Origin of the sequence: Marinobacter sp. (assembly GCF_048266785.1) — a bacterium.
Taxonomy (GTDB): Bacteria; Pseudomonadota; Gammaproteobacteria; order Pseudomonadales; family Oleiphilaceae; genus Marinobacter.
The window spans coordinates 1-11,678 of sequence record NZ_JBLWYX010000013.1 but is presented as its reverse complement, the minus strand read 5'-3'; the positions used below and the strand labels follow the sequence as shown (position 1 = coordinate 11,678).

Annotated in this window: 12 protein-coding genes; 2 read left to right on the top strand and 10 right to left on the bottom strand. The window is 54.7% G+C overall.

Annotation, left to right across the window (positions count from 1 at the left end):
• Window positions 1–32 precede the first annotated feature (32 nt).
• Window positions 33–251, bottom strand: coding sequence for a SlyX family protein (locus ACN0V1_RS16000; protein ID WP_291946286.1), 219 nt, complete (start codon window positions 249–251; stop codon window positions 33–35).
• Between the two features lie 194 nt (window positions 252–445).
• Between ACN0V1_RS16000 and ACN0V1_RS15995 the strand changes: the two genes are divergently transcribed.
• Complete coding sequence (locus ACN0V1_RS15995) at window positions 446–991, top strand: cold-shock protein (RefSeq protein WP_417545948.1); 546 nt, start codon at window positions 446–448, stop codon at window positions 989–991.
• 86 nt (window positions 992–1,077) lie between these two features.
• Here the strand turns inward: ACN0V1_RS15995 and ACN0V1_RS15990 are convergent, their stop codons facing one another.
• The 3 genes from ACN0V1_RS15990 to ACN0V1_RS15980 all read right to left on the bottom strand — a co-directional run bounded on the left by ACN0V1_RS15990 (window position 1,078) and on the right by ACN0V1_RS15980 (window position 3,342).
• A complete protein-coding gene (locus tag ACN0V1_RS15990) occupies window positions 1,078–1,452 on the bottom strand; it encodes a hypothetical protein (protein WP_417545947.1) in 375 nt (124 codons plus the stop codon).
• Entirely contained in the window at window positions 1,424–2,836 is a 1,413-nt protein-coding gene (locus ACN0V1_RS15985; protein ID WP_417545946.1) for a hypothetical protein, read from the bottom strand. Before ACN0V1_RS15985 ends, ACN0V1_RS15990 begins: the two co-directional genes overlap by 29 nt.
• Before the next feature lie 65 nt (window positions 2,837–2,901).
• A complete protein-coding gene (locus ACN0V1_RS15980; protein ID WP_417545945.1) occupies window positions 2,902–3,342 on the bottom strand; it encodes a VOC family protein in 441 nt (146 codons plus the stop codon).
• Between the two features lie 111 nt (window positions 3,343–3,453).
• Between ACN0V1_RS15980 and ACN0V1_RS15975 the strand changes: the two genes are divergently transcribed.
• Window positions 3,454–4,350: a DUF1853 family protein gene (locus tag ACN0V1_RS15975; RefSeq protein WP_417545944.1), complete on the top strand. Its 897-nt coding sequence runs from the start codon at window positions 3,454–3,456 to the stop codon at window positions 4,348–4,350.
• Between the two features lie 30 nt (window positions 4,351–4,380).
• On the opposite strand, the gene ACN0V1_RS15970 is transcribed toward ACN0V1_RS15975, so the two are convergent.
• From ACN0V1_RS15970 to ACN0V1_RS15945, 6 genes are all read right to left on the bottom strand, one after another.
• A complete protein-coding gene (locus tag ACN0V1_RS15970) occupies window positions 4,381–4,953 on the bottom strand; it encodes an AAA family ATPase (RefSeq protein WP_417545943.1) in 573 nt (190 codons plus the stop codon).
• The gene (locus ACN0V1_RS15965) at window positions 4,943–5,356 is read right to left on the bottom strand and encodes a TA system antitoxin ParD family protein (protein WP_144779802.1); all 414 of its coding nucleotides are present in this window, start codon (window positions 5,354–5,356) and stop codon (window positions 4,943–4,945) included. The genes ACN0V1_RS15970 and ACN0V1_RS15965 overlap by 11 nt, the downstream gene beginning before the upstream one ends.
• Before the next feature lie 117 nt (window positions 5,357–5,473).
• Window positions 5,474–6,601, bottom strand: coding sequence for a hypothetical protein (locus ACN0V1_RS15960; protein ID WP_417545942.1), 1,128 nt, complete (start codon window positions 6,599–6,601; stop codon window positions 5,474–5,476).
• The gene (locus ACN0V1_RS15955; protein WP_417545941.1) at window positions 6,601–10,074 is read right to left on the bottom strand and encodes a toxin VasX; all 3,474 of its coding nucleotides are present in this window, start codon (window positions 10,072–10,074) and stop codon (window positions 6,601–6,603) included. Before ACN0V1_RS15955 ends, ACN0V1_RS15960 begins: the two co-directional genes overlap by 1 nt.
• Entirely contained in the window at window positions 10,075–10,899 is an 825-nt protein-coding gene (locus ACN0V1_RS15950) for a DUF4123 domain-containing protein (protein ID WP_417545940.1), read from the bottom strand.
• The coding region (locus tag ACN0V1_RS15945; protein ID WP_417545939.1) for a type VI secretion system Vgr family protein at window positions 10,896–11,678 on the bottom strand (783 nt) is incomplete at its 5' end. The genes ACN0V1_RS15945 and ACN0V1_RS15950, both read right to left, overlap by 4 nt.

The window sequence follows — 11,678 nt, the reverse complement described above, 5'->3', positions numbered from 1 at the left end:
AGGCAGTTGCTTCGGCATTTTTTTATACAGCGTCAGTAATGGGGCGGAGGGGTTTCTTCCTCTTCACGCTTCAAGTGGGAGGGTGAAACATCTTTCAACTGGTTGTGTAATAACCGCTTTGCGTTCCAGAGCTCGCGGATATCCATTTCCTGTTTCGCTACCTGCTCGCTCAGGGTATTGATTATATCGTCCTGAAAGGCGAGCCGTGTTTCAAGCTCGTCCAGTCTGGCTTGCAGATCGTTATGGCTCATCGGGTACTGAAACTCCGTCACATATAATGGCTATTTGGTCAGCAGTCCGGATAATCTGCTATCATGCCGCTTTTGGCCGCCAGAGTTTCCGTTTTTCCGGAAATCAGGCGGTATTCACTGGCCGGGTGTGCGATTTTACCCGATATCCGGTTTTTTATCGTCAGCGTTAATAAATAATGGAGATTTCTCAGTCAATGCGTAATCCAGCCAAAGCGATCCTTGTTGCTCTCCTGATCGCGATTCCAGCACCATTGGTACTTGCCCTGCTGCTATCATTTACCCCCGCACCACTTCGCCTGATTGCCGTAGGCGAATTTGTAGAGGCTCTGGGCAGCACTCGTGGCATCGCCGCATACATCATCACCTTTATCGTTTTCGGCGTTGCCGGTTTTCTGGCCGTCGCCATTGCAGCCAGGCCCCAGCCTGCACGCAGCGCTTCACAGCGTGTAAGCTCGCCGTCACGGAATCAGGGTTCTACCCAGAACTATGCCGATGATGATGACGCCGACTATGATGACAACAGCCCGGAAGGCGACGAGGAAGGCACTGTAAAGTGGTTCAACGTTAAAAAGGGATTCGGTTTTATCGTTCGTGACAGCGGAGATGAAGTCTTCGTTCACTTCCGTGCTATTCGCGGAAGTGGTCGTCGGGTACTGCGGCAGGGCCAACTGGTTCGCTTCAGCGTGGTTGATGCGGACAAAGGCCTGCAGGCAGACAACGTTTCTATTCTGAGCGAATAAAACGTTCGTTGATGTAAAACAAAAGGCAGCCCTCAACTCATTGCGGGCTGCCTTTTTAATTTAACGCTATCCAGTTCCCTGTTATTTCAATTCCAGGCTACGAGCTGCTCACCCCGGCTGTCCAACCGCCACCACTTCTCATCTTCTGCAGGCTCACCCTCTTTCCACTCTCCCGGGCTGCAGCGGACTTCCGTATCCATAGCCCGCCATGCACTTCGGGCACAATCGAGATCACTGCTCCAGGGTAGCCGTTCGCCTTCGATAATCAGTGACGTATACCGCTTACCAAAAGCTTGCGGATACAGCGTTATTTTCAATTGGCCTTCATTAAAGTTGGCAGAGCCTTTGATGACCGACGAAACATCGCTGTCATCAAGCATTAATTGCCCAACATGGCTTTCCAGCCAACGGTTAACCGCGCCTGCTTCAAGGTCACGAATGTAGATTTCCAGATCCTGCACCCGCAGATTCTCCATGCTGATGATCACAATGGAGCACATAGTGAACCGGCCCGCGCCGCGCTGCAACCCAGCGCTCAAGTTCCTGGCGCAGATCCTCCAGAGTAAGCCGACGCAGCGCTCCGGCAGCTTTGCGCTCGTGCCATTCCACTTCCGTGGCGGCACGTAACAGGCTTACCTCTTCCAGTGCCTGCTCAATTTCATTCAGTGATTCCTGCCGTGCCAGCGCAACCAGGCTTTGGCGCCGGAGAGTGTTCGCCTGGCCAGAAAGCGCCACCGAATTTGCCGGGCCGCGACGGGCAAACAGGTCAAGTCGCGCCGCAGCGCGCTCCACCCATTGCAACATACCTCCTGGCGTGCTGACGCACCGGCTACGCCGGGAGGCCGCAAACTGAGCAACGGAGCAAGGCAACTGAATGTTCCAGCGGCGCTCAATAGCAGCCTGATGGGCGACAAGAATGGCCTTACGCTGCGCGACACTCGAAGGGCCCATGTTGAACGTCTCCAGCGCCCGGCCCAGCCGTTGTTCCAACAAGCCGCAGCTATCATCACTGCCCGATGTATCGGGCCCCAGAAGCAATAGCGGTCCCTGCCAGCGCAGAATCAGCTCCGAGGCAAGGCCGAAAGGACGCTCCATCAGAGCCAACAGGTCGGCCGGGGTTATATTATCAAGCACAAGAACGGGCCAGGGTGCTCTGGCAGCCGCCGGGATGACGGCAAGATCGCTGGCCATAAGCTCAGCTTCACGGCGCAGATCCATTTCAATATAGGGTTGCGTCAGCCACGACAGCAACGAGCTCAGCCAGGAGGACTTCCCTGCCCCGCGCTCACCTCTGATCCATACGAGAGAGTTCGGCGTTGCGGCAAGTGTGATGGCGACATCGTCCGCCAGCTCGGCCCATTCCGGGTCGATAATAACAATCGGCGCGGCTTCATGTTCTTCAATGCCGGATTGCTCGGGGCCTACAGCCGGGTCACCCGCTTCTGGCCAGCGTGAAACCTGTTCAAGAACCGCAACATAAGCCTTTCCCTGCAAACGTTCTGCCCTCCGGGCAAGCACCTCGAGGAGTTGAGGCCAGTCCAGCCAGGCGGGCGTGCCAAAGAATTCACGCGCGGCCGCCAACCAATAGATCAACTGGGAAGAAAGCAGGCCTTCACCACCCACCTCGGTCACAATGGGCTGCTCGCACTGGATGGTGCGGGTCAGCTCATCCATATCCACACCCGAGCCGCGCAGGAAGTTGCTCGCGGAGGGGCTGGAATCCAGCAGTGCAAGCAGGAAATCTTCTACCGTGATAACTGCCCCGCCACGGCGATCAACATGATCGCGAGCGCTCAGTAATGCAGTCTGACATTGAGGGGTAAGGCATCCCTGCCAATCTTCCATGAAACATCTCCCTGTTTTTTTGCATCATCCTGATGCCGTAGAAATTAAGTCGGTAATTTTGCTATTTACCAGGTTCCCGTATTTTCCATACTGACCCAAGGCTCCTTGGGCGCCAGCGCTTCACCTTTCTGAAGCAATTCCACGGATATGTTGTCTGGCGAACGGATAAACGCCATATGGCCGTCCCGAGGCGGGCGGTTGATAGTTACGCCATTCGCCTGCAGGGTCTCACACAAGGCATAAATATCATCCACCCGGTAGGCCACATGACCAAAGTTTCGGCCACCGGCATACTCTTCCGGATCCCAGTTGTAGGTCAACTCAAGCATTGGTGCTTTGTCTTCACGAGCACGGAATTCATCCTCACTCGCCGCAAGGAACACCAAGGTAAAGCGGCCTTTTTCGCTGCTCTTACGATCTATTTCGACCATACCGAGCAGATCGCAGAAAAAATGCAGTGTTTGCTCAAGATTACTTACACGGATCATTGTATGCAGATATTGCATGCCATCTCCTGTCGCTTCTTGGTTCATCGTGCCGGAGGCACCCGCGATTCAGCCACCATCCCGAAGTGCGCCTGGCCTTTATTAAGTAACAGTTTACGGTATTCTGAGCGAATGAATGCAAACCTTCCCTCTGAGCTGATTAATTCTTACCACACGCCAGCGATACGACACCTTGCATGGTTGTGTCAGGCACCGCAGCTGATGCGCTCGCCGATCACATTTGAGCCCGCACAACATGTGCCCTCAAACTATGCCGATATCCTCAAAGCCTGGGATCAGGATATTGAGGCAGCACCATCATTGCTGAGTGAACCACCGCAACGCCGGCTGGGTTTCTATTTCGAGCGACTCTACCAGGTTTTGCTCGAGGACTTGCTTGGCTGGCCTATCCTGCTGAAAAACCAACAGATCCAGTCAAGCGGGCGCACCATCGGCGAACTGGACTTCGTGGTGCACAACAAGAAAGATAATCGCATTGAGCACCATGAAATCGCGATCAAATTCTATCTCGGTGTTTCAGAGTACGCCGCTTCAACACTCTGGTACGGCCCCAACGCCCGTGATCGGCTTGATATGAAAACAACCAGCCTTCTCGAACAACAGAGCCGCCGCACACAACTACCCGAAACAATCGCACTGCTCGCGGAATCCCGTATAGCAGGCCCGCTGACCCCGCGAATTTTCATGCCAGGGTATCTTTTCTACCCCGACGATCAGCCTGCGGTAACGCCGAATTATGTTCCGGCAGGGCATCTTCGCGGGTGCTGGATGTACGCCCACGACGTGAGGGCGATAGACACGTCTCAATGGGTTGTACTAAACAAACCGCATTGGATTGGCAACTGGTTTCAGAGTGAGCCGCCGGAGACAGAGCATACCCGGGAAGCTCTGAAGCGTGTCGAGAACAAATCCGTTCCGCAACTGTTCGCAGTGCTGCGGGAAGATCGCCAAACGGGTAACTGGCTCGAAACCGACCGGGTGTTTGTGGTGCCAGAAACCTGGCCCTGAAATTCCTGCCAAGACTCTTGCGCAAAAACTTTATCCATCCAGCAAGTCTCGCGCCCATGCGGGCAACGTCTCACAGTAGCTCTGCCACTCGCCGTTTTCCCAGACGGCAACACGAACAAAGGGCTGATCCAGGCTGGAATTATCAACAAGATGTAGCTCATCCGCCAGCCCGACGCATTCACGCAAGTTGGCGTACGTTCTCGGAATCCTGCTCTCTATTTTTTTCTCCGGCACGTTGTGGCCACCAGACTGTACGCGAGTGGTGACGCGGGCCTTGTTCAGCGCGGTGGTTTCCAGATGAAAATAGAACATTCGGATACGGAAACCTGCCGCCTTCGCAGCCCCCAAAAAATCTATTTTAGAAGGGTGAGAAAAAACCGTTTCAAAACAGAAACTCTGGCGCTCTTTCAGAAGACGGAACCGCTCTTTCTCAGCAATCAGAGCCGCCTCGTAACTGTGCTTTTCGGGAAAATCAGGCCAAAGGCTGCGCGCAATATTATCTGCATTGACCAAAGGAATACTGCGCCGGGCAAGAAAGCGCTCATAAAACGTAGACTTGCCCGCACCATTACCACCAACGAGCAGCCAAAGCTCAGGCTGCATCGTCGCGGTCGCTCACGGCTTCAAACCGCCCATTGCGGAATTGGCCGATCTGGCGCATACCATCGGGGTAAATAGCTTCCAGGTACCCAGGTTTGTCAGCGGCGGCCTGATAAACCGTCCGCCCCCGAGCAATCGAGCGGCTCAATTCGCCGCTGTCGCGGGCCTGATTCACTTCTGCCCACAAATCATCACTCGTGACCGTTTCCGGAACCACTGGCTCCACCTTCACGCGCCGAATGCCCTGAAGAATGGCAATTAAATCCTCCGCGCTTACCTCCCCCGCAACCACACGACCTATCTCGGCCCAATACTCGATCTGTTTGGGTGTAGAGCGGCGGTGGACCTGCCCCTCGGCAGCGGCGTGACGGACCAGATTATCATCCAGACGAATGGCGATAGTCATGTGAACCTCCAATGGCTTGGCCTTTAATATTTACAGATTACCACGAGCGTTGCGCTTTGCAACAATTGTCACAAATAGATCATGCATCCAAGAGCTCAAGCAAGCCCTGTTCTTTGCTCATGCCGTCATCGCTCTCCTGGAGATGGCCTCGTCGCTTACGAGTGCAAAAATTTCCAGGGTGGACTTGCCGGGATGTATCTTTTGCAACTCCAATACACGCCTGCTCTGGCGCTTCAGCTCCTCGCTCGGCACCGCCCATTGGTTTTCCGGGAGTGCTTCAGACCAATCAGACATTGCCTTTGGCAAGGTCTTTCGGCTCACGCGTTTGATCTTTTGGACCTCCCATTCCACCAGCCGGTTCGGGATCGTCCAGAAGGTCACAAGGTGGTATAGGTACCAGCCGATCAGGTAGAACATTCCCCGCTTGCCTTGCCTGTATTCGCAATGGAGGCGTTTGCGGGCGTTGCGGAAGACATGAACGCCTTCCCACGGCGGATCGTCCGGGCCTTGAAGTTCCAGTGGGTCCTGGATTTCTTTCAGGGTGTGCACTTCATATTCCATGTACGCCCGGATCGCTTCCCAGTTGCTGATGGCCAGCGGCAGGCCCGGGGTTTCAAACTCCAGGGTATATTTCTCACCCGTTTCCGGGTGATAGAAGCCAATGCCGAAGCCGTACTGGCGTTGCACGCCATATTCCGTAGCGCCTTGTGCTTCTGTGACCCAGGCGACCAAGTCTTCCCAAGGGACGAAGATCGGTTCTTTCTGGCCCTCAGGTACAAAACATACTTCACGGCGTTGGCGATTGAAGCGGGTGGGGATTACGGATTCATGTTTCAGGTGCTCTCGGTGCCAGATACCAAGACCAACCAAGAGGAAGAAACTACATCCCCAAATGGCAAGTGGGAAAGTGATGTCAAAAACGCCCCAGAAAGCATGGACTCCATCAGGCCAACCGTTCCCTAACCAATAAAACAACAAAAAGGACATCAGGGGAATGATAAAAACTGTGAACAAAAACAATCCCAAAGGTCCGCCCAACACTATTTGCAAACCAAACACCGGCGTCACCGCCGTTCCAAAGTCCAGGTAGCCATCATTAACTTCCCCCACCGCATGGCCATGATCCAACGGCGGCAGGCCTGTTGGCAGCGGTCTGGGTGATAAAAAAGTCAGCCGCCCGCTTGGGAAAGGCTCGGAACGACCGGCACGTGGCAGTTGTTCTGACGGATTGGTTTTCGAGTTCATTAAAGGTTATCCATCACTAGAAGTGGCTGGCGGAGCTGCCACCAGGAAATCTCAGCTTTCGGTGTGTTTTGCACGGGTGTCAGGGGATATCGATTGTCTGGGGTGGCCTTCAGCATATACACAACACCTGAGTATGCCCCACTTGGTTGCAGAGTCTCGAGCTTGAGCATCAGGCCGAGATCTCGGGTTCGGATACCATGTTTAGTTTTCTCATGGGCCGGTGGCCTGAAATTCAGTTGCAGATGCTCGACACCATCCGGCTGTTCGAGGTTAGCCAGGATCGCACCGGTACAAGGTACCCAGGTTTCTGGATGGAGGAAAAACATCCCCCTCTGCCCTGGCTGGATTCGCCATGCGGCGACCGACACCCGGTGAAGCGGCTCACCCACCAGGGAATCCAGCAGGCTATCCGCAGGCAAGCCGTAGCAGTTTAACTGTAGCCTTGAAGGTTCTTCATCTTCCCCTGGTATTTCGTCAAGAGTGACACTGTCGCCAATCCGGGCAAAAGCCTCTCCGTAGTCTTCAAGCGACCCTTTGTGTATCTGCTCGGACTCCCGAGACCAAGGCGTAGTTTGCAGCCATTTATCCCGCTCGCTCAGATTGTAACGGTTATACACCCAGGTGCCGCCCAGTTCAAAAACCGTGAATATTAGTCCCGCCACGTTGAGACGAGCAAACAGGCCGGACAAGGTTCGGCCTGCAGTCGCCCAGGCTTTTGCCCGAGCGACTCCCTTACTGGCGCGGCTGACAGCGAGCCCCGAACGTGCGGTGCGCACAAATCCGTAAAAATTTGTAACGGCCAGTCCCCCGCTGCCGATCATACCCAACACCGCACCAGTCTGTGCTTCAGCATTGCCGGTCTGAACCGCTCGAAGCCAGTTTTCTCGATGTTTATAGGTGCTAAGAGCTGAACTGAAAGCCCCCGCTCCAAAAGCAAAAATGCCCAGCCCTAAGTGCAACTTACCCATCCGCATATGAACACGCTCAACAGCACTACTTTGCCAAGCACTGGCTAGAACCTTAACCCTTGCGTTGTACGCTGTATCCATCAAGCCCTGTGCGGCCAAGAAACCTGCACCTGATGTAGCAAGGGCACTTTCCGCAACTCGAACATAACTACGCTCAGCCACATTTTGGGCCCTGGCCTCGCCAACGGCACCAACAAGATTAACCAGTTGCGCTACGAACACCAAAAACCCAAGCCCATCCCCCATCAAATTCACCCGGGGAGCCGAGGCCAGACCCTGCCGGAAATGCCCGACCAAGCGCCCCAGCTCCTGCTGATCCAATGCCGGCAAAATCAACGTCAGGCCGGCACGGCCGGTGGTTGCTGTTTCCAGTTTCAGGCCGGTGTCGATTTCCTCAACCGGGCTGATAGCAGCGGCTACGTGCTTACCAATTTCACGGTGCTCTTCACGGGTGGCCTTGAATTCAGCCACCAGCCCTATGGCTCTTTCGGAACGATGGCCGTGTGTTGATTTGGCAACATCATGGTCGTTCTGCAGCTGTTTCATCCGTTGATCAAGCTGCAGCATCTTTCTGAGGTTTTCCCGGAACGTCGCCAGCTCAGTGCTCGAAGCGATGCGAAATTCCGCTTTACCCTGGCCTATGGCATCCAGCATGCCTCGCTTGAAAAAATACGGCAGATCCCGGAAGAGATCGTCCAGCTCAGGCAAGGTCTGGCTTTCGATCGCTTTGTACAGCTCGCCAATAGCGCGCCCCTTGGCCAGGGCAATAGCCGGAGTGATGGTATCCCCCACTGCCTCTGCTTTATATTGAATTAACCGCGAGTAGTTGGAAAAATCCGGGAGCTTATCCTTTTCTGCTGCTCTTATGCGCTTTACCCAGTCCGCCGCTCGAGTTACCACCGCATAGCCGGCAGAACCAACTGCCATATAAGCTTTCGCCAGTTCACCATCTGCGGACCGGTCGTTCTTTGGCAAGGTCTGAAACAATAGGCGACTGTACTGAGGGTTCTGTTTCAGCCACTCCAGTACGCCTTTACTCGCCTCATCAGAACGGCAGATGTCTTTAAGGCAGGCGTATTCCAGATCCAGGGCGGCCTCGAGTTGCGCCTTGTCTTCCGGGTCAAAATACCACGCTGCATCGTGATAGCGATTGTCTGTCAGAAGCTTGACACGGTCATCGGTTATAGCCGTCAGTAGCGCCTGCCAGCGAGCAAGCTTGGTACGCTGGGCAACCATGAACTGATCCATAGCGTCACGATCGATAAGATCATTGACCCCACGGTGGCCGAAACCTTGCCCTTCCAGAATCATCTTCAGGTGGTCGCGGTAGTTCTTCTCCAGAGCAGCAATGCCGTCAATGTGGGAGTCCACAAAATCCGGCGGCATCCCCTCCATGGCTTGTCGCAGATACCACTCGTCCACCGCTCTCTGCATTTTTGGAATAATGCTGTAAGCGTTAGTCCGGTTGGCTGTCCCCCGAATAGCTTCAACTCTCACTTTGACCTCAGCTGGAAGCGAGGGGTCGTTAGGGCCGGGCCGCTTCTCGCCTTCCAATTGTCTCAAGGCCGCCAGCAAGGCCGACTGGGTACCTGAACGATCGCTTTCAGACATGGCATCCAGATCCTGCTGCATGGACGCAATGGCAGGATGATCCGAGTTTGCCATCATGGAACCCAGGCCTTGTTCATCCAGCAAGGTCATGGATTCGATCAATGTGCCAAGAAAGTAATCTCGTTCGCTGTCTCCATCTTCTGTCCAGCTCTCAATCCATCCAACCACATCGTCCTGATGCTGAGCAAGATCCAGCATAACGCCCACATCGTCTCTCAAAACCAGGCAGAGGCAGTTGGAGGTATCGTCGATGTCTTGCTGCTTTATCAGCTTGCCGAACCGGCTTCTGTGGTAATAGGGCTGATTTTCCCAGTGATAGGGTTCGCCTTCCTGTGGATGGGCACCTTCGACTGACTCCGGCGAATCGTCTTCGGCAAATTCGGCTACTCGTGCTTTCGCCTGATCCGGTGTGAGAAGAAATTTTCCGCCACTCAGCGGTGAGGCGCTAGCGAGGTCGATTTTCTGTAACAATGCATCACGCTCTTTCGGGTCATCCAGTACCTGCGCTTTTTTGCGCGCTGTCCACGCCATCTCACAAAAAGTGACATACAGCGTGTGAAACGCAGGGTACTCGAGCCTGCCACCGTTATGCCCTGTCAGATCTCCGTCTTCATGCAGATATTCGTGAAGCTCCTCTGAATCAGCATCCAATACATAAATATAGCCATGCCGCGGAAGGCGATAACCGATGGGCCGGGAGCTCAACGAGTATGGATAGCCTGGGTCGGTATCGACGGGTGCGATTTCCACTCTGCCGTAACGAACAGGCAGCAGGTGAACAGTTTTCAGCAATGGACAGGAGGCAGGCTCATCAATAGACGTGCCTGGCTGTTCCCAGCACAACAGATCACTGCTTGTTCGGTCATTAACGGGGCGTTGTATCCTTGCCATCATTCATCCTCGATCCATCGGGAATGCGGGTTCAATAGCGGCCTTTCCGGCTGCTTGGCTGGGCAGTGTAGCGAACAGGAATTGCATAGCCTCTCGCAGGCTGCTGCATCCATTGCCAAGTGCCTCATCCAGTGTTTTACGGAGTGCCGGATAGGCCTCACGCAATTGAGGCCCACCTAACTGATTGCGTACTGGCTCCTCAAGGCTGTTCCATATGTGCAGCGCGTCTTTGCGCCGATTAAAGGCTTCGAAAGCACCCCTCAGTTCCTGCGAAACGGTAAGTTCTTTTATGTGATCAATCCCAGTGCGTGGCGCAACTGCTGGCGGCTTGATCGTTTGCCACTGCTCGCTGACAAGATCCGGAACGATCAGCCGATCCACGATACTACTTGAAGGACAGGTCAAATTGTTCCCGATAACCAACCGCGCCAGCGCCGGATGAGCAATACGCATCAGCTCTTCACACTCGGGGGCCGTTTTGATCTGCAGATGAGACCGCATCCAGCGGCTAAAGGTCGTACGATCTGTGGCAGAAACCAGCAAGTAGCCTTGCTCTTGTGTAGGTCCCTGCTCCAGAAACCCCTTCAGCACTGAGTCCTCCGGCCCGCTTAACCAAACGAGCCAGGGGGACAGGTCCGAAATCACCTCCCAGCGAGTTGCAGCGTACAAGCACTCTGCACTGATCGGCTGATCGCCAGCCCACTGGTATATCTGTTTGCCAAGCTCCGGGATAGCGACACCATCCAGGATAAGCCCAACAGCGGAATGATCCGGCCAGTGGAGGTGATCAAACGGCGAATCAGAAATCGGGAAGCCATCCGGATTCATGAGTTACTCGCCTCACAGAGAGGGCAAATTGCATTGCCTTTCCTGAGCGCAGCCACTTGGGACTCTACATTGATTGCCCGGGCGTTTTCTCTCTGCCCTACGCCCACTAACATCACGTTCGACGGCGCGACTGGCTGGTCGCCATCAATCAACTGCGGCATTTCCGGTATAACAGCCCCCTGCCCCGAACCACACCCCGGGCTCCCCCCGGAATTAATCTTGATCCCCGGCCCACTGAGCGTCACACCGCTGGGATCCAACTTTATAAAGCTGCCGCCGCCGACAATGGTGAGTTCAACACCTGCGTCCAGCACGACTTTGGCGCCAGCCTTGTAGTGAACCTCATTGCCAGCCTCACACAGCGTCGCGCTGCCGGATTTCTGGTGCAGAGTGCCACCAATGTTCCGGCTGCAATCAGCCCCAACGGTCTGCCGTTTTTCGCCATCAATGGTTGTGTGGTCGTTGTTTTTTACATAGCTGAAACGATTATTCTCAACGGTCAGGTGGCTGTCGTTGTTGATGACTTCCGTGCGGTTGTTTTCGGTGAGCAGGTCCAGATCATTCTGGGCGTGGATGTAGACCTGTTCTTTATCGGCTTCGTCTTCAAACCGCAATTCGTTGCTGCCCTCGCCCTTGTGGGTCTGGGTTTTCAGGGTGGTGCGGGTTTTGTGTTCCGGCAACGCATAAGGCGGAGTATTGGTAGCGTGGTAGGTGCGGCCGGTGATGATGGGCTGGTCCGGGTCGCCGTCGAGGAAGGAGACGATGACTTCGTTGCCAAT

Excerpts from the sequence above, each read along its gene's own strand:
- ACN0V1_RS15955 (WP_417545941.1), bottom strand. The coding sequence starts at position 10,074 with ATGATGGCAAGGATACAACGCCCCGTTAATGACCGAACAAGCAGTGAT.
- ACN0V1_RS15975 (WP_417545944.1), top strand. The coding sequence starts at position 3,454 with ATGAATGCAAACCTTCCCTCTGAGCTGATTAATTCTTACCACACGCCA.
- ACN0V1_RS15965 (WP_144779802.1), bottom strand. The coding sequence starts at position 5,356 with ATGACTATCGCCATTCGTCTGGATGATAATCTGGTCCGTCACGCCGCT.
- ACN0V1_RS15985 (WP_417545946.1), bottom strand. The coding sequence starts at position 2,836 with ATGGAAGATTGGCAGGGATGCCTTACCCCTCAATGTCAGACTGCATTA.
- ACN0V1_RS15980 (WP_417545945.1), bottom strand. The coding sequence starts at position 3,342 with ATGCAATATCTGCATACAATGATCCGTGTAAGTAATCTTGAGCAAACA.
- ACN0V1_RS15950 (WP_417545940.1), bottom strand. The coding sequence starts at position 10,899 with ATGAATCCGGATGGCTTCCCGATTTCTGATTCGCCGTTTGATCACCTC.
- ACN0V1_RS15995 (WP_417545948.1), top strand. The coding sequence starts at position 446 with ATGCGTAATCCAGCCAAAGCGATCCTTGTTGCTCTCCTGATCGCGATT.
- ACN0V1_RS16000 (WP_291946286.1), bottom strand. The coding sequence starts at position 251 with ATGAGCCATAACGATCTGCAAGCCAGACTGGACGAGCTTGAAACACGG.
- ACN0V1_RS15960 (WP_417545942.1), bottom strand. The coding sequence starts at position 6,601 with ATGAACTCGAAAACCAATCCGTCAGAACAACTGCCACGTGCCGGTCGT.
- ACN0V1_RS15970 (WP_417545943.1), bottom strand. The coding sequence starts at position 4,953 with ATGCAGCCTGAGCTTTGGCTGCTCGTTGGTGGTAATGGTGCGGGCAAG.